This window comes from Tenacibaculum insulae (assembly GCF_964512435.1).
In the GTDB taxonomy this organism is placed as follows: Bacteria; Bacteroidota; Bacteroidia; order Flavobacteriales; family Flavobacteriaceae; genus Polaribacter; species Polaribacter insulae_A.
Genome location: NZ_OZ208512.1, coordinates 681028 through 700000, shown reverse-complemented (window position 1 = coordinate 700000; position 18973 = coordinate 681028). Strand labels below are relative to the sequence as shown.

At 40.2% G+C, this 18973-nt stretch carries 4 protein-coding genes, 4 tRNA genes and 8 rRNA genes (1 of these 16 cut by a window edge); 15 read left to right on the top strand and 1 reads right to left on the bottom strand.

Features of this window, described 5'->3' with window-relative positions:
- The 15 genes from ACN5J5_RS03185 to ACN5J5_RS03115 form a co-directional block, all read left to right on the top strand.
- A 23S ribosomal RNA gene (locus ACN5J5_RS03185) occupies window positions 1–910 on the top strand (it extends 1967 nt beyond the left edge of the window).
- Between the two features lie 102 nt (window positions 911–1012).
- Window positions 1013–1121: ribosomal RNA gene (gene rrf, locus ACN5J5_RS03180) — 5S ribosomal RNA — on the top strand.
- Between the two features lie 857 nt (window positions 1122–1978).
- Window positions 1979–3501, top strand: a 16S ribosomal RNA gene (locus tag ACN5J5_RS03175).
- An 83-nt stretch (window positions 3502–3584) separates the two neighbouring features.
- Window positions 3585–3658, top strand: a tRNA-Ile gene (locus tag ACN5J5_RS03170).
- Between the two features lie 109 nt (window positions 3659–3767).
- Window positions 3768–3843, top strand: a tRNA-OTHER gene (locus ACN5J5_RS03165).
- 227 nt (window positions 3844–4070) lie between these two features.
- Window positions 4071–6948, top strand: a 23S ribosomal RNA gene (locus ACN5J5_RS03160).
- A gap of 102 nt (window positions 6949–7050) precedes the next feature.
- A 5S ribosomal RNA gene (gene rrf, locus ACN5J5_RS03155) occupies window positions 7051–7159 on the top strand.
- 857 nt (window positions 7160–8016) lie between these two features.
- A 16S ribosomal RNA gene (locus tag ACN5J5_RS03150) occupies window positions 8017–9538 on the top strand.
- 83 nt (window positions 9539–9621) lie between these two features.
- Window positions 9622–9695: transfer RNA gene (locus ACN5J5_RS03145), tRNA-Ile, on the top strand.
- 109 nt (window positions 9696–9804) lie between these two features.
- A tRNA-Ala gene (locus ACN5J5_RS03140) sits at window positions 9805–9881 on the top strand.
- 229 nt (window positions 9882–10110) lie between these two features.
- Window positions 10111–12987, top strand: a 23S ribosomal RNA gene (locus ACN5J5_RS03135).
- 102 nt (window positions 12988–13089) lie between these two features.
- Window positions 13090–13198: ribosomal RNA gene (rrf, locus tag ACN5J5_RS03130) — 5S ribosomal RNA — on the top strand.
- Together the 16S, 23S and 5S rRNA genes with 4 tRNA genes alongside form the textbook arrangement of a ribosomal RNA operon.
- Before the next feature lie 357 nt (window positions 13199–13555).
- Window positions 13556–15652 carry a phosphate acetyltransferase gene (pta, locus tag ACN5J5_RS03125; protein WP_418645869.1) on the top strand — a complete coding sequence of 699 codons (2097 nt, stop codon included), beginning with the start codon at window positions 13556–13558 and terminating at the stop codon, window positions 15650–15652.
- Window positions 15653–15654: 2 nt separating this feature from the next.
- Window positions 15655–16836 carry an acetate/propionate family kinase gene (locus ACN5J5_RS03120; RefSeq protein ID WP_418645868.1) on the top strand — a complete coding sequence of 394 codons (1182 nt, stop codon included), beginning with the start codon at window positions 15655–15657 and terminating at the stop codon, window positions 16834–16836.
- On the top strand, window positions 16836–17624 hold the full coding sequence (locus ACN5J5_RS03115; RefSeq protein WP_418645867.1) for a tRNA pseudouridine(38-40) synthase TruA: 789 nt from the start codon (window positions 16836–16838) through the stop codon (window positions 17622–17624). Before ACN5J5_RS03120 ends, ACN5J5_RS03115 begins: the two co-directional genes overlap by 1 nt.
- 183 nt (window positions 17625–17807) lie before the next feature.
- Here the strand turns inward: ACN5J5_RS03115 and ACN5J5_RS03110 are convergent, their stop codons facing one another.
- A complete protein-coding gene (locus ACN5J5_RS03110; RefSeq protein ID WP_418645866.1) occupies window positions 17808–18950 on the bottom strand; it encodes an acyl-CoA dehydrogenase in 1143 nt (380 codons plus the stop codon).
- Window positions 18951–18973: the final 23 nt, after the last annotated feature.

Sequence of the window (18973 nt, the reverse complement as noted above, 5' to 3'; positions counted from 1 at the left end):
GCACGAATGGTGCAACGATCTGGACACTGTCTCAGCCATGAGCTCGGTGAAATTGTAGTATCGGTGAAGATGCCGATTACCCGCAGCGGGACGAAAAGACCCCGTGAACCTTTACTATAGCTTCGTATTGACTTTGGATAAGTAATGTGTAGGATAGGTGGGAGACTATGAAGCGGCGTCGCTAGGCGTTGTGGAGTTGTCCTTGAAATACCACCCTTTGCTTATCTAGAGCCTAACTCAGCAATGAGAACAGTGCGTGGTGGGTAGTTTGACTGGGGTGGTCGCCTCCAAAAGAGTAACGGAGGCTTCTAAAGGTTCCCTCAGCACGTTTGGTAACCGTGCGTAGAGTGCAATGGCATAAGGGAGCTTGACTGAGAGACATACAGGTCGATCAGGTACGAAAGTAGAGCATAGTGATCCGGTGGTTCCGCATGGAAGGGCCATCGCTCAAAGGATAAAAGGTACTCCGGGGATAACAGGCTGATCTCCCCCAAGAGCTCACATCGACGGGGGGGTTTGGCACCTCGATGTCGGCTCGTCACATCCTGGGGCTGGAGAAGGTCCCAAGGGTTGGGCTGTTCGCCCATTAAAGTGGCACGCGAGCTGGGTTCAGAACGTCGTGAGACAGTTCGGTCTCTATCTGCTGTGGGCGTTAGAAATTTGAGTGGATTTGACTTTAGTACGAGAGGACCGAGTTGAACTAACCTCTGGTGTATCAGTTGTTCCGCCAGGGAGCACTGCTGAGTAGCTACGTTGGGAAGGGATAAGCGCTGAAAGCATATAAGCGCGAAACCCACCACAAGATGAGATTTCTTTAAAGGGTCGTGGAAGATTACCACGTTGATAGGATACAGGTGTAAAGGCAGTAATGTCATAGCCGAGTATTACTAATAACCCATAGGCTTATGTAAAGTCTTTCCCTTCTAGTAAGGGGAAGCGCAACTCTTTTGACAATTTACGATATGATTTTACTAGTATGTTAACTTATACAGTTGAAATATACTGAACGATTTAAGGTGATTATCGCAATGGGGCTCACCTCTTTCCATCCCGAACAGAGAAGTTAAGCCCATTAGCGCCGATGGTACTGCCAATGGTGGGAGAGTAGGTCGTTGCCTTTCTTTTAAACCTCAATCTGAATAGATTGAGGTTTTTTTTTGCTTTAAATCGAAATGAAAGTAAGGAAAAGCGATCAAAAAAGAAAAAGCGCATTAAAAAGTAGTTGTAAAAGCATTTTTAATACAATATATATGAGAGCTATTTTCATGGCGCGTCAATTTTCTATAAAAATTGTCGGGCTTTCACTACTCGCTTTTTAGCTTTGTCAAGCAAAAAGAGCTCAAACATGTCGTTCAATCCCTCGCGCAAACCAATTTAAAAGTTAGTTATTATAAAAAACAAATAGGTAACTATCTCAAAAACAGTTAAACAAAAAAAACTTCAAAAAAAACAATAAAAAGGTAGTTGTTATGTTAAAAAAGGGTTCTATATTTGCACCCGCTAAGGGAAAAACGAGTGTTTAGAATTAAGCAAAGTTCATTAAGATAAGGGTTAAGATATGGTCAAAAAAAGATTAAAAATAAGTTAATTTTTACTTGTTTAAATTGAAAGAAAGAGAGTATCTTTGCAGTCCGTTTTAAAGACGAAAGTTCATGTAAATATTGCAAAAAAATAAATTAAAAAAACTTCAAAAACAATTTGTCAGTTTTAAAATAGTTTGTAGATTTGCAACCGCTTTAAGAAAGCGAAACGATCAGAGAGATTTTGGAATGATTTTAAAATAAAATCAGTTAGTTCGAATCTAACATTTCTACAAAAAAGGTTGAGTTAAAGAGATGAGATAGCACTTGTCATTGGCGGCTCGCCAAGTTCATTGAAAATATTGAAATTGACAGCGTAAACAAAGAGTAGAATAACCATGTTTAACTTCGTTAAACAAATTCTTTTGAAACTTATTCATTAATATTATTTAAAATATACAATGAAGAGTTTGATCCTGGCTCAGGATGAACGCTAGCGGCAGGCTTAACACATGCAAGTCGAGGGGTAACATTGTAGCTTGCTACAGATGACGACCGGCGAACGGGTGCGTAACGCGTATAGAATCTGCCTTGTACAGGAGGATAGCCTTTAGAAATGAAGATTAATACTCCATAATGCTAATTAGTGGCATCACTATTTAGTTAAACATTTATGGGTACAAGATGACTATGCGTCCTATTAGCTAGATGGTAAGGTAACGGCTTACCATGGCAACGATAGGTAGGGGGTCTGAGAGGATTATCCCCCACACTGGTACTGAGACACGGATAAGACTCCTACGGGAGGCAGCAGTGAGGAATATTGGTCAATGGAGGCAACTCTGAACCAGCCATGCCGCGTGCAGGATGACTGCCCTATGGGTTGTAAACTGCTTTTATACAGGAAGAAACTTATCTACGTGTAGATAACTGACGGTACTGTAAGAATAAGGACCGGCTAACTCCGTGCCAGCAGCCGCGGTAATACGGAGGGTTCAAGCGTTATCCGGAATCATTGGGTTTAAAGGGTCCGCAGGCGGTCAATTAAGTCAGAGGTGAAATCCCGTCGCTCAACGACGGAACTGCCTTTGATACTGGTTGACTTGAGTTATACGGAAGTAGATAGAATAAGTAGTGTAGCGGTGAAATGCATAGATATTACTTAGAATACCGATTGCGAAGGCAGTCTACTACGTATATACTGACGCTCATGGACGAAAGCGTGGGGAGCCGAACAGGATTAGATACCCTGGTAGTCCACGCCGTAAACGATGGATACTAGTTGTTGGGTTTCGACTCAGTGACTAAGCGAAAGTGATAAGTATCCCACCTGTAGGAGTACGGTCGCAAGACTGAAACTCAAAGGAATTGACGGGGGCCCGCACAAGCGGTGGAGCATGTGGTTTAATTCGATGATACGCGAGGAACCTTACCAGGGCTTAAATGTAGAGTGACAGGGCTAGAGATAGCTTTTTCTTCGGACACTTTACAAGGTGCTGCATGGTTGTCGTCAGCTCGTGCCGTGAGGTGTCAGGTTAAGTCCTATAACGAGCGCAACCCCTATTTTTAGTTGCTAACAGGTTAAGCTGAGGACTCTAGAGAGACTGCCGGTGCAAACCGTGAGGAAGGTGGGGATGACGTCAAATCATCACGGCCCTTACGTCCTGGGCTACACACGTGCTACAATGGTATGGACAATGAGCAGCCACTATGCGAATAGGAGCGAATCTATAAACCATATCACAGTTCGGATCGGAGTCTGCAACTCGACTCCGTGAAGCTGGAATCGCTAGTAATCGGATATCAGCCATGATCCGGTGAATACGTTCCCGGCCTTGTACACACCGCCCGTCAAGTCCATGGAAGGCTGGGGGTGCCTGAAGTTCGTTACCGCGAGGAGCGACCTAGGGTAAAACTGGTAACTAGGGCTAAGTCGTAACAAGGTAGCCGTACCGGAAGGTGCGGCTGGAACACCTCCTTTCTAGAGAAAGATGGTGAGTTACAAAAGGGGAATTTTACTCTTTGCTGTTAATTTTAAATAAAACACTAATAATAAGCTATTCTAGTCTCGTAGCTCAGCTGGTTAGAGCGCTACACTGATAATGTAGAGGTCGGCAGTTCGAGTCTGCCCGAGACTACAAAAAGTTATATTGTTAGAAAGGAAATTCTAGAAACAAAGTTAATTACGAATTACGAATTAGTAATTATTACTAATCTCTACAATCTAATTACTATAAGCTAGTATTAGGGGGATTAGCTCAGTTGGCTAGAGCGCTTGCCTGCACGCAAGAGGTCATCGGTTCGACTCCGATATTCTCCACCAGGTAGCACCTGGAGGCAATTTAAATGTATTGTTTCAGAGTGTTATGTGAATCCAGCTGATAAATACTTATCAGTCGCGATTCGCGACGTTCATTGACATATTGGTAAAATGATATCGTAAAGAAATCAAGATAGAGAAGTTAAATTAATATTTAACAACAATATTTTTATAAAAATAAATAATTATAAAGAGCTCGTTCTAAATAGAGATATTTAGAGCAAAAAGTACAATAAGCTAAATAAGGGCGTATGGCGGATGCCTAGGCTTTCAGAGGCGATGAAGGACGCGATAAGCTGCGATAAGCTACGGGGAGGGGCACATACCTTATAATCCGTAGATTTCCGAATGGGGCAACCCAGCATGTTGAAGACATGTTACCCGTAAGGGGGCAAACCCGGTGAACTGAAACATCTAAGTAACCGGAGGAAGAGAAAACAATAGTGATTCCGTTAGTAGTGGCGAGCGAACGCGGATTAGCCCAAACCAATGTTGTTACGGCAATATTGGGGTTGTAGGGCTGCGACATTAGAATCTAAGTGAACTAGAATTGTCTGGAAAGACAAACCGTAGAGAGTGATAGTCTCGTATAGGTAAGCGAAGAAGATATAGCAGTACCCTGAGTAGTGCGGGACACGAGTAATCCTGTATGAATCCACCGGGAGCCATCCGGTAAGGCTAAATACTCCTGAAAGACCGATAGTGAACTAGTACCGTGAGGGAAAGGTGAAAAGAACCCTAAGTAAGGGAGTGAAATAGAACCTGAAACCGTACGCCTACAAGCGGTCGGAGCACATTAACTGTGTGACGGCGTGCCTTTTGCATAATGAGCCTACGAGTTACTGTTACTAGCAAGGTTAAGGATTTAAGGTCCGGAGCCGAAGCGAAAGCGAGTCTGAATAGGGCGAATTTAGTTAGTAGTAGTAGACGCGAAACCGAGTGATCTACCCATGGGCAGGTTGAAGCTGTGGTAACACACAGTGGAGGACCGAACCAGTTGACGTTGAAAAGTCTTTGGATGACCTGTGGGTAGGGGTGAAAGGCCAATCAAACTCGGAAATAGCTCGTACTCCCCGAAATGCATTTAGGTGCAGCGTTGAGCGAAAGTTTTATAGAGGTAGAGCTACTGATTGGATGCGGGGGCTTCACCGCCTACCAATTCCTGACAAACTCCGAATGCTATAAAATGTTACTCAGCAGTGAGGGCATGGGTGCTAAGGTCCATGTCCGAGAGGGAAAGAACCCAGACCATCAGCTAAGGTCCCCAAATATATGTTAAGTTGAACTAACGAGGTGAAACTGCTTAGACAGCTAGGATGTTGGCTTGGAAGCAGCCATTCATTTAAAGAGTGCGTAACAGCTCACTAGTCGAGCGGTTTTGCATGGATAATAATCGGGCATAAACATATTACCGAAGCTATGGATTTATACAAAGTATAAGTGGTAGGGGAGCATTCTATTTGCGCCGAAGGTGTACTGTAAGGTATGCTGGAGCGGATAGAAAAGAAAATGTAGGCATAAGTAACGATAAAGGGGGCGAGAAACCCCCTCACCGAAAGACTAAGGTTTCCTCAGCGATGCTAATCAGCTGAGGGTTAGTCGGGTCCTAAGGCGAATCCGAAGGGAGTAGTCGATGGCTAACAGGTTAATATTCCTGTACTTCTTATAATTGCGATGGGGTGACGGAGTAATGAAAGCACCGCGAACTGACGGAATAGTTCGTTGAAACATGTAGCTATTGGCACTGTAGGTAAATCCGCAGAGCTAGGTGAAATGTGATAGTACAACAAATCTTCGGATGCGTTGATAGTGTGCCTAAAGGCTTCCAAGAAAAACCTCTAAGCTTCAGATTATGAGAACCCGTACCGTAAACCGACACAGGTAGTTGGGATGAGAATTCTAAGGTGCTCGAGTGATTCATGGCTAAGGAACTAGGCAAAATCGACCCGTAACTTCGGGAGAAGGGTCGCCCATCTTCGGATGGGCCGCAGTGAAAAGGTCTAGACGACTGTTTATCAAAAACACAGGGCTTTGCTAAATTGAAAGATGATGTATAAGGCCTGACACCTGCCCGGTGCTGGAAGGTTAAGTGGAGTTGTTAGCCTTTGGCGAGGCAATGAAATGAAGCCCCAGTAAACGGCGGCCGTAACTATAACGGTCCTAAGGTAGCGAAATTCCTTGTCGGGTAAGTTCCGACCTGCACGAATGGTGCAACGATCTGGACACTGTCTCAGCCATGAGCTCGGTGAAATTGTAGTATCGGTGAAGATGCCGATTACCCGCAGCGGGACGAAAAGACCCCGTGAACCTTTACTATAGCTTCGTATTGACTTTGGATAAGTAATGTGTAGGATAGGTGGGAGACTATGAAGCGGCGTCGCTAGGCGTTGTGGAGTTGTCCTTGAAATACCACCCTTTGCTTATCTAGAGCCTAACTCAGCAATGAGAACAGTGCGTGGTGGGTAGTTTGACTGGGGTGGTCGCCTCCAAAAGAGTAACGGAGGCTTCTAAAGGTTCCCTCAGCACGTTTGGTAACCGTGCGTAGAGTGCAATGGCATAAGGGAGCTTGACTGAGAGACATACAGGTCGATCAGGTACGAAAGTAGAGCATAGTGATCCGGTGGTTCCGCATGGAAGGCCATCGCTCAAAGGATAAAAGGTACTCCGGGGATAACAGGCTGATCTCCCCCAAGAGCTCACATCGACGGGGGGGTTTGGCACCTCGATGTCGGCTCGTCACATCCTGGGGCTGGAGAAGGTCCCCAAGGGTTGGGCTGTTCGCCCATTAAAGTGGCACGCGAGCTGGGTTCAGAACGTCGTGAGACAGTTCGGTCTCTATCTGCTGTGGGCGTTAGAAATTTGAGTGGATTTGACTTTAGTACGAGAGGACCGAGTTGAACTAACCTCTGGTGTATCAGTTGTTCCGCCAGGAGCACTGCTGAGTAGCTACGTTGGGAAGGGATAAGCGCTGAAAGCATATAAGCGCGAAACCCACCACAAGATGAGATTTCTTTAAAGGGTCGTGGAAGATTACCACGTTGATAGGATACAGGTGTAAAGGCAGTAATGTCATAGCCGAGTATTACTAATAACCCATAGGCTTATGTAAAGTCTTTCCCTTCTAGTAAGGGGAAGCGCAACTCTTTTGACAATTTACGATATGATTTTACTAGTATGTTAACTTATACAGTTGAAATATACTGAACGATTTAAGGTGATTATCGCAATGGGGCTCACCTCTTTCCATCCCGAACAGAGAAGTTAAGCCCATTAGCGCCGATGGTACTGCCAATGGTGGGAGAGTAGGTCGTTGCCTTTCTTTTAAACCTCAATCTGAATAGATTGAGGTTTTTTTTTGCTTTAAATCGAAATGAAAGTAAGGAAAAGCGATCAAAAAAGAAAAAGCGCATTAAAAAGTAGTTGTAAAAGCATTTTTAATACAATATATATGAGAGCTATTTTCATGGCGCGTCAATTTTCTATAAAAATTGTCGGGCTTTCACTACTCGCTTTTTAGCTTTGTCAAGCAAAAAGAGCTCAAACATGTCGTTCAATCCCTCGCGCAAACCAATTTAAAAGTTAGTTATTATAAAAAACAAATAGGTAACTATCTCAAAAACAGTTAAACAAAAAAAACTTCAAAAAAAACAATAAAAAGGTAGTTGTTATGTTAAAAAAGGGTTCTATATTTGCACCCGCTAAGGGAAAAACGAGTGTTTAGAATTAAGCAAAGTTCATTAAGATAAGGGTTAAGATATGGTCAAAAAAAGATTAAAAATAAGTTAATTTTTACTTGTTTAAATTGAAAGAAAGAGAGTATCTTTGCAGTCCGTTTTAAAGACGAAAGTTCATGTAAATATTGCAAAAAAATAAATTAAAAAAACTTCAAAAACAATTTGTCAGTTTTAAAATAGTTTGTAGATTTGCAACCGCTTTAAGAAAGCGAAACGATCAGAGAGATTTTGGAATGATTTTAAAATAAAATCAGTTAGTTCGAATCTAACATTTCTACAAAAAAGGTTGAGTTAAAGAGATGAGATAGCACTTGTCATTGGCGGCTCGCCAAGTTCATTGAAAATATTGAAATTGACAGCGTAAACAAAGAGTAGAATAACCATGTTTAACTTCGTTAAACAAATTCTTTTGAAACTTATTCATTAATATTATTTAAAATATACAATGAAGAGTTTGATCCTGGCTCAGGATGAACGCTAGCGGCAGGCTTAACACATGCAAGTCGAGGGGTAACATTGTAGCTTGCTACAGATGACGACCGGCGAACGGGTGCGTAACGCGTATAGAATCTGCCTTGTACAGGAGGATAGCCTTTAGAAATGAAGATTAATACTCCATAATGCTAATTAGTGGCATCACTATTTAGTTAAACATTTATGGGTACAAGATGACTATGCGTCCTATTAGCTAGATGGTAAGGTAACGGCTTACCATGGCAACGATAGGTAGGGGGTCTGAGAGGATTATCCCCCACACTGGTACTGAGACACGGACCAGACTCCTACGGGAGGCAGCAGTGAGGAATATTGGTCAATGGAGGCAACTCTGAACCAGCCATGCCGCGTGCAGGATGACTGCCCTATGGGTTGTAAACTGCTTTTATACAGGAAGAAACTTATCTACGTGTAGATAACTGACGGTACTGTAAGAATAAGGACCGGCTAACTCCGTGCCAGCAGCCGCGGTAATACGGAGGGTTCAAGCGTTATCCGGAATCATTGGGTTTAAAGGGTCCGCAGGCGGTCAATTAAGTCAGAGGTGAAATCCCGTCGCTCAACGACGGAACTGCCTTTGATACTGGTTGACTTGAGTTATACGGAAGTAGATAGAATAAGTAGTGTAGCGGTGAAATGCATAGATATTACTTAGAATACCGATTGCGAAGGCAGTCTACTACGTATATACTGACGCTCATGGACGAAAGCGTGGGGAGCCGAACAGGATTAGATACACCTGGTAGTCCACGCCGTAAACGATGGATACTAGTTGTTGGGTTTCGACTCAGTGACTAAGCGAAAGTGATAAGTATCCCACCTGGGGAGTACGGTCGCAAGACTGAAACTCAAAGGAATTGACGGGGGCCCGCACAAGCGGTGGAGCATGTGGTTTAATTCGATGATACGCGAGGAACCTTACCAGGGCTTAAATGTAGAGTGACAGGGCTAGAGATAGCTTTTTCTTCGGACACTTTACAAGGTGCTGCATGGTTGTCGTCAGCTCGTGCCGTGAGGTGTCAGGTTAAGTCCTATAACGAGCGCAACCCCTATTTTTAGTTGCTAACAGGTTAAGCTGAGGACTCTAGAGAGACTGCCGGTGCAAACCGTGAGGAAGGTGGGGATGACGTCAAATCATCACGGCCCCTTACGTCCTGGGCTACACACGTGCTACAATGGTATGGACAATGAGCAGCCACTATGCGAATAGGAGCGAATCTATAAACCATATCACAGTTCGGATCGGAGTCTGCAACTCGACTCCGTGAAGCTGGAATCGCTAGTAATCGGATATCAGCCATGATCCGGTGAATACGTTCCCGGGCCTTGTACACACCGCCCGTCAAGCCATGGAACTGGGGGTGCCTGAAGTTCGTTACCGCAAGGAGCGACCTAGGGTAAAACTGGTAACTAGGGCTAAGTCGTAACAAGGTAGCCGTACCGGAAGGTGCGGCTGGAACACCTCCTTTCTAGAGAAAGATGGTGAGTTACAAAAGGGGAATTTTACTCTTTGCTGTTAATTTTAAATAAAACACTAATAATAAGCTATTCTAGTCTCGTAGCTCAGCTGGTTAGAGCGCTACACTGATAATGTAGAGGTCGGCAGTTCGAGTCTGCCCGAGACTACAAAAAGTTATATTGTTAGAAAGGAAATTCTAGAAACAAAGTTAATTACGAATTACGAATTAGTAATTATTACTAATCTCTACAATCTAATTACTATAAGCTAGTATTAGGGGGATTAGCTCAGTTGGCTAGAGCGCTTGCCTTGCACGCAAGAGGTCATCGGTTCGACTCCGATATTCTCCACCAGGTAGCACTTATGGAGGCAATTTAAATGTATTGTTTCAGAGTGTTATGTGAATCCAGCTGATAAATACTTATCAGTCGCGATTCGCGACGTTCATTGACATATTGGTAAAATGATATCGTAAAGAAATCAAGATAGAGAAGTTAAATTAATATTTAACAACAATATTTTTATAAAAATAAATAATTATAAAGAGCTCGTTCTAAATAGAGATATTTAGAGCAAAAAGTACAATAAGCTAAATAAGGGCGTATGGCGGATGCCTAGGCTTTCAGAGGCGATGAAGGACGCGATAAGCTGCGATAAGCTACGGGGAGGGGCACATACCTTATAATCCGTAGATTTCCGAATGGGGCAACCCAGCATGTTGAAGACATGTTACCCGTAAGGGGGCAAACCCGGTGAACTGAAACATCTAAGTAACCGGAGGAAGAGAAAACAATAGTGATTCCGTTAGTAGTGGCGAGCGAACGCGGATTAGCCCAAACCAATGTTGTTACGGCAATATTGGGGTTGTAGGGCTGCGACATTAGAATCTAAGTGAACTAGAATTGTCTGGAAAGACAAACCGTAGAGAGTGATAGTCTCGTATAGGTAAGCGAAGAAGATATAGCAGTACCCTGAGTAGTGCGGGACACGAGTAATCCTGTATGAATCCACCGGGACCATCCGGTAAGGCTAAATACTCCTGAAAGACCGATAGTGAACTAGTACCGTGAGGGAAAGGTGAAAAGAACCCTAAGTAAGGGAGTGAAATAGAACCTGAAACCGTACGCCTACAAGCGGTCGGAGCACATTAACTGTGTGACGGCGTGCCTTTTGCATAATGAGCCTACGAGTTACTGTTACTAGCAAGGTTAAGGATTTAAGGTCCGGAGCCGAAGCGAAAGCGAGTCTGAATAGGGCGACCATAGTTAGTAGTAGTAGACGCGAAACCGAGTGATCTACCCATGGGCAGGTTGAAGCTGTGGTAACACACAGTGGAGGACCGAACCAGTTGACGTTGAAAAGTCTTTGGATGACCTGTGGGTAGGGGTGAAAGGCCAATCAAACTCGGAAATAGCTCGTACTCCCCGAAATGCATTTAGGTGCAGCGTTGAGCGAAAGTTTTATAGAGGTAGAGCTACTGATTGGATGCGGGGGCTTCACCGCCTACCAATTCCTGACAAACTCCGAATGCTATAAAATGTTACTCAGCAGTGAGGGCATGGGTGCTAAGGTTCATGTCCGAGAGGGAAAGAACCCAGACCATCAGCTAAGGTCCCCAAATATATGTTAAGTTGAACTAACGAGGTGAAACTGCTTAGACAACTAGGATGTTGGCTTGGAAGCAGCCATTCATTTAAAGAGTGCGTAACAGCTCACTAGTCGAGCGGTTTTGCATGGATAATAATCGGGCATAAACATATTACCGAAGCTATGGATTTATACAAAGTATAAGTGGTAGGGGAGCATTCTATTTGCGCCGAAGGTGTACTGTAAGGTATGCTGGAGCGGATAGAAAAGAAAATGTAGGCATAAGTAACGATAAAGGGGGCGAGAAACCCCCTCACCGAAAGACTAAGGTTTCCTCAGCGATGCTAATCAGCTGAGGGTTAGTCGGGTCCTAAGGCGAATCCGAAGGGAGTAGTCGATGGCTAACAGGTTAATATTCCTGTACTTCTTATAATTGCGATGGGGTGACGGAGTAATGAAAGCACCGCGAACTGACGGAATAGTTCGTTGAAACATGTAGCTATTGGCACTGTAGGTAAATCCGCAGAGCTAGGTGAAATGTGATAGTACAACAAATCTTCGGATGCGTTGATAGTGTGCCTAAAGGCTTCCAAGAAAAACCTCTAAGCTTCAGATTATGAGAACCCGTACCGTAAACCGACACAGGTAGTTGGGATGAGAATTCTAAGGTGCTCGAGTGATTCATGGCTAAGGAACTAGGCAAAATCGACCCGTAACTTCGGGAGAAGGGTCGCCCATCTTCGGATGGCCGCAGTGAAAAGGTCTATAGCGACTGTTTATCAAAAACACAGGGCTTTGCTAAATTGAAAGATGATGTATAAGGCCTGACACCTGCCCGGTGCTGGAAGGTTAAGTGGAGTTGTTAGCCTTTGGCGAGGCAATGAAATGAAGCCCCAGTAAACGGCGGCCGTAACTATAACGGTCCTAAGGTAGCGAAATTCCTTGTCGGGTAAGTTCCGACCTGCACGAATGGTGCAACGATCTGGACACTGTCTCAGCCATGAGCTCGGTGAAATTGTAGTATCGGTGAAGATGCCGATTACCCGCAGCGGGACGAAAAGACCCCGTGAACCTTTACTATAGCTTCGTATTGACTTTGGATAAGTAATGTGTAGGATAGGTGGGAGACTATGAAGCGGCGTCGCTAGGCGTTGTGGAGTTGTCCTTGAAATACCACCCTTTGCTTATCTAGAGCCTAACTCAGCAATGAGAACAGTGCGTGGTGGGTAGTTTGACTGGGGTGGTCGCCTCCAAAAGAGTAACGGAGGCTTCTAAAGGTTCCCTCAGCACGTTTGGTAACCGTGCGTAGAGTGCAATGGCATAAGGGAGCTTGACTGAGAGACATACAGGTCGATCAGGTACGAAAGTAGAGCATAGTGATCCGGTGGTTCCGCATGGAAGGGCCATCGCTCAAAGGATAAAAGGTACTCCGGGGATAACAGGCTGATCTCCCCCAAGAGCTCACATCGACGGGGGGGTTTGGCACCTCGATGTCGGCTCGTCACATCCTGGGGCTGGAGAAGGTCCCAAGGGTTGGGCTGTTCGCCCATTAAAGTGGCACGCGAGCTGGGTTCAGAACGTCGTGAGACAGTTCGGTCTCTATCTGCTGTGGGCGTTAGAAATTTGAGTGGATTTGACTTTAGTACGAGAGGACCGAGTTGAACTAACCTCTGGTGTATCAGTTGTTCCGCCAGGAGCACTGCTGAGTAGCTACGTTGGGAAGGGATAAGCGCTGAAAGCATATAAGCGCGAAACCCACCACAAGATGAGATTTCTTTAAAGGGTCGTGGAAGATTACCACGTTGATAGGATACAGGTGTAAAGGCAGTAATGTCATAGCCGAGTATTACTAATAACCCATAGGCTTATGTAAAGTCTTTCCCTTCTAGTAAGGGGAAGCGCAACTCTTTTGACAATTTACGATATGATTTTACTAGTATGTTAACTTATACAGTTGAAATATACTGAACGATTTAAGGTGATTATCGCAATGGGGCTCACCTCTTTCCATCCCGAACAGAGAAGTTAAGCCCATTAGCGCCGATGGTACTGCCAATGGTGGGAGAGTAGGTCGTTGCCTTTCTTTTAAACCTCAATCTGAATAGATTGAGGTTTTTTTTTGCTTTAAATCGAAATGAAATTAGGGAAAGGTAAAAGGTATAAGAGTGAATAGAAAAAGGAAAAAGTGAGGTAGAAAGTAAGCAAATAAGTTTTAGATATACGAATTATACATTGATAGGTTTAGCCACGATTGAAGCATTTGTTTGAGCTCTTTTTTGATTTTTATTTTAAAAAGTAAAAAAAGCGAGTGCGGAAAGCGTGAATAGCTTCTACTAATTATTTTTAATGGTATTTTATAATATACTTAAGTAGCAATTATACTAACAATTATCATAAACGATTAATTTTATTTAGAGTAATTTTGTGTAAAATTACAAAAATGAATAAAGCTATCTATATTGCAGCAAGTGAGGCAAATTCTGGAAAATCAATGCTTAGTATTGGTTTGATACAATTATTGCTTAAAAAAAAGCCTAAAGTTGGTTATTTTAGACCTGTTATTGATAATCCGATAGGAGGAAAAAGAGATAATCATATTAATACTATTCTTAATTATTTTAATCTTAAAGATAGTTATGAAGATTGTTATGCTTTTACACGCTCTGAGTTAATTGAAAAATTGAATGAAGATAAAGAGGATGAAGTTATCAGTAAAATTATTGAAAAGTATAAAGGTTTAGAAGATAAAAATGATTTCGTTATTGTTGAAGGGACAGATTTTTCTGATCATGGATCTATTATTGAAATGGATTTAAATGTTTTAATTGCTAAAAATTTAGGAATTCCTGTGATAATAATATCAGGAGGAATTAATAAAACATTAAATGAATTTATTCAAAATTTACGATTAACATATGATTTGTTTGCAAATAAAGATGTTAAAGTAATTTCGGTTGTAGCGAATAAAATTGAAGAAAAAAATATTGATATTGTTCTTAATGAAGTTGGAAGTAATCTACCAAAATCTGTATCAATAAACGCAATTCCTATAAATAAAAAATTAAATAATCCTACGGTTAAGGAATTTTTAAATGAGATTGATGCCAAAGTTTTATTTGGTGAAAACTTTTTAAATAATACTACAGGAGATATAAAAGTTGGGGCCATGCAATTGTCTCATTTTTTACATCATCTAACAGAAGGCAGTGTGGTGGTTACTCCCGCAGATAGGTCGGATATTTTATTAGGTACTTTACAAGCAAATATATCAACAAACTATCCATCAATTTCAGGAATTGTTTTAACAGGAGGTATTGAACTAAATCCATCAATCATTAAATTAATTGAAGGTTTAGAAAAAATAGTTCCTATTTTATGGGTTAAAGAAGGAACTTTTGCTACAACAACAAAATTAGGAAATGTAAGATCTCATATTTATGCAGAAAATGTTGATAAGATAAAGATGTCTATCAATGTTTTTGAAAAATTTGTTGATGTTACTGCTTTAAATGAAAAACTTACAAGTTATAAAGGTACAGATGTTCTTACCCCAAGAATGTTTCAATATAATTTATTAAAAAAAGCAAAAGAAGTTAAAAAACATATTGTTTTACCAGAAGGAAATGATGACAGAATTTTAATAGCTGCCTCTCAACTTCAAAAAACAGCTGTTGTTAAATTAACTATTTTAGGGAAAAGAGTAAATATTGAAGCATCAATAAAAAGATTAAATCTTTCTTTTGATTTTGATAAAACAGAAATTATTAATCCGATTGAATCAACATATTTTAAAGATTTTTCGGCAACTTTATATGAATTAAGAAAACACAAAGGGTTAAGTCCTGCCATGGCAGATGATTTAATGGCAGATGTATCTTATTTCGGAACCATGATGGTGTACAAAGGATTGGCTGACGGAATGGTTTCAGGAGCTGCTCACACTACACAACATACTATAAAACCAGCGTTACAGTTTGTGAAAACAAAACCAGGTTTTTCGGTAGTATCCTCTATTTTCTTTATGTGTTTAGAAGATCGAGTTTCTGTTTTTGGTGATTGTGCTATTAATCCGAATCCATCTGCAGAAGAATTGGCAGAAATAGCAATTTCATCAGCAGATTCTAGTATTGCTTTTGGAATTGATCCTAAAATTGCCATGTTATCATATTCATCAGGAGCATCAGGAAAAGGAGAAGATGTTGAAACCGTTAGAAAAGCAACCGAAATTATTAAAGCAAAACGACCAGACTTAAAAGTTGAAGGGCCAATTCAATATGATGCAGCAGTAGATACATCCGTAGGAAAAAAGAAATTACCAAACTCAGAAGTAGCCGGACAAGCAAATGTGTTAATTTTTCCTGATTTAAACACAGGAAATAATACTTATAAAGCCGTGCAAAGAGAAACTGGCGCGTTGGCAATTGGGCCAATGTTGCAAGGTTTAAATAAACCAGTAAACGATTTAAGTAGAGGATGTACAGTTGATGATATTTTTAACACTATAATTTTAACTGCAATTCAAGCTCAAGATATATAAATATGAAAGTATTAGTTATTAACTCAGGAAGTTCATCAATAAAATATCAATTATTTGAAATGCCAGCGCAAGAAGTAATTTGTGCAGGATTGATAGAAAGAATTGGATTAGAAACAGGAAATATTCATTATAAATCAGCCAATAAAAGTGTTGAAGAAACACTTGAAATTAAAAACCATAAAGCGGGATTAGAAAAGGTTGTTGATTTATTGTTAGATCAAAATGTAGGTGTAATAAACTCTACAAATGAAATTGAAATTGTTGCGCATAGAGTTGTACATGGAGGAAGCACTTTTACAAAAACAACCAAAGTAACATTAGAGGTTAAAAATAAAATTGAAAAATTATTTTCATTAGCACCACTCCATAATCCAGCAAATCTAGAAGGTATAAAAGTTGCAGAAGCTATTTTTACAAAAGCAACCCAAGTAGCGGTTTTTGATACTGCTTTTCATCAAACAATACCTGTTAAAGCTTATAAATATGCGATACCAAACAAATTTTTAGAAGAAGATAAAATTCGCTTGTATGGTTTTCATGGTACGAGTCATAAATATGTTTCTGAAAAAGCGATTGAATATTTAGGAAAACAAAATTCTAATATAATTACAATTCACTTAGGAAATGGTTGTAGTATAACAGCTGTTAAAGATGGAAAAAGTATAGATCATTCTTTAGGATTTGGTCCAGTTACAGGTTTAATAATGGGAACTCGTTCTGGTGATATTGACCATGCTTTGGTGTTTTATTTGATAAACAATTTAGGCTACAATGCAGATTATGTAAATAATATGTTGCAAAAAGAAAGCGGTATGTTAGGCTTAACAGGGTTTAGTGATTTAAGAGATATTGAGGCTGCTGCCGAAAAAGGCGATGAAAATTGCCAGTTGGCTTTAGATATGAATGCTTACCGAATTAAAAAATATATAGGTTCATATATTGCAGCAATGAACGGCTTAGATGCTGTTGTTTTTACTGCTGGAATAGGAGAGAATTCTGTTTTGATGAGAAAATTAGTTTGTAATGCTATGGATGTTTTTGGTATTAATTTAGATGAAAATAAAAATGATGTAAGAGCTAAAAAACTTACTGAAATTCATCAAGAAAATTCAGCAGTAAAAATATTGGTGATTCCTACAAATGAAGAATTAGAAATTGCCAAACAATCATTCGGTTTATTATAATGATGAATTACAAGTATACATATTTAGTTACGATTCAATATTTAGGTTTCCGTTTTCATGGATGGCAAAAACAACCAAATTTAAAAACAGGTCATTTATTTTTAGATAAAACGTTAAAGTTTATTTTTAAAGGTATTCGTTTAAAAAGTTTAGGAGTTGGTAGAACAGATGCTAGAGTTTCGGCAAGCCATTTTGCGTTTCAATTATTTATTGATGAAAAAGTAGATTTTGATGAATTTATGATAGATTTTAACGCAAATGCTCCAGGTGATATGAGAGCTTTAAAGATTGAAAATATTGATAGAGATTTTAATATAATTCAGCACCCGAAGTTAAAAGAATATCGTTATTATTTTTCTTATGGTGAAAAAAATCACCCGTATGCAGCTCCGTTTTTAACACGTTTCAGAGAGCAATTAGATGTTGATTTGATGAAAGAAGGAGCAATATTATTTGAAGGTTTTCATAATTATAAACGCTATTGTACAAAGCCAACCGAAGAAACTAAGGTTGAAAGAGAAATTCAATTTTGTAGAATTGAAAAAAATACTGAATTGACAGCATCTTTTTTTCCGAAAGAGAGTTTTGTGTTAGTTGTTAGAGGTGAAGGTTTCTTAAGAAATCAGATTCGATTAATTATGGGCGCATTGCATGATTTAGGAAAAGGAGAATTTGATTTAGATTTTATCAAACAAAGTTTAGATCCTGATTCTGATATTGAGTTTATAAAAAATATAGCTCCGGCTTCTGGTTTGCATTTACATAAATTAGAATTTAAAGATTTATAATTATAAATACACGCGTTAGCGATTGCAGTTTTGTTTGAGCTCTTTTGTGAAGAATGAACAAAAAGCGAGTACGGAAAGCGCGACCCTTGTGGTAACGCCCAAATATTTAATACTAAAAAAGTCCATCAAATTAATGATGGACTTTTAGTTTATAAATATCTACTGTTATCGATCAGACAGGTTTTAACCTCTGATAACGCCTCTAGAAATTACGATTTTCTGAATTTCTGATGTTCCTTCGTAAATTTGTGTAATTTTTGCATCACGCATTAAACGCTCTACATGGTATTCTTTAACGAATCCGTTACCACCGTGAATTTGCACAGCTTCAACGGTTTGTTCCATCGCAACTTTTGATGCATATAGTTTAGCCATTGCTCCAGACATATCAAAACTGTTACCTTGATCTTTGTCCCAAGCTGCTTTCATAACTAACATTCTTGCCGCTTCAATTTCAGTATACATATCAGCTAATTTAAAAGCAATTGCTTGATGGTTACAAATTTCGGTACCAAAAGCTTTACGTTCTTTAGAGTATTTTAAAGCTAATTCATAAGCTCCAGATGCAATACCTAATGCTTGTGCAGCAATACCAATACGTCCACCAGATAAAGTTTTCATAGCGAATTTAAATCCGAATCCGTCTTCACCAATTCTGTTTTCTTTCGGTACTTTTACGTCGTTAAATTGTAAAGTATGCGTGTCAGAACCACGAATACCTAATTTATCTTCTTTAGGACCAACATGAAAACCTTCTGTTCCTTTTTCAACAATAAAAGCGTTGATTCCTCTATGTTTTTTACTACGATCGGTTTGTGCAATTACTAAATAAACATCAGCACGCCCACCATTGGTAATCCAGTTTTTTGTTCCGTTAATTACATAATGATCTCCTTTGTTCTCGGCTGTTGTAGCTTGAGAAGTAGCATCAGATCCTGCTTCAGGTTCAGATAAACAAAAAGCACCAATTTGCTCACCAGTAGCTAATTTTGTTAAATATTTTTGTTTTTGTTCTTCAGTTCCGTAAGCTTCTAAACCGTAACAAACTAAAGAGTTATTTACAGAAACCATTACAGAGGCAGAAGCATCAATTTTAGATAATTCTTCCATAATTAATACATAAGAAATCGCATCCATTCCGCTTCCTCCGTATTTAGGATCTACCATGATACCTAAAAAACCAAGTTCTCCCATTTTTCTTACTAATTCATCTGGGAAAGTTTGTGCATTATCTCTTTCAATTACTCCTGGTAATAATTCGGTTTGTGCAAAATCACGCGCTGCATCACGAATCATTAAGTGTTCTTCTGTTAAACTAAAATCCATTATATATAATTATTATATTCGTA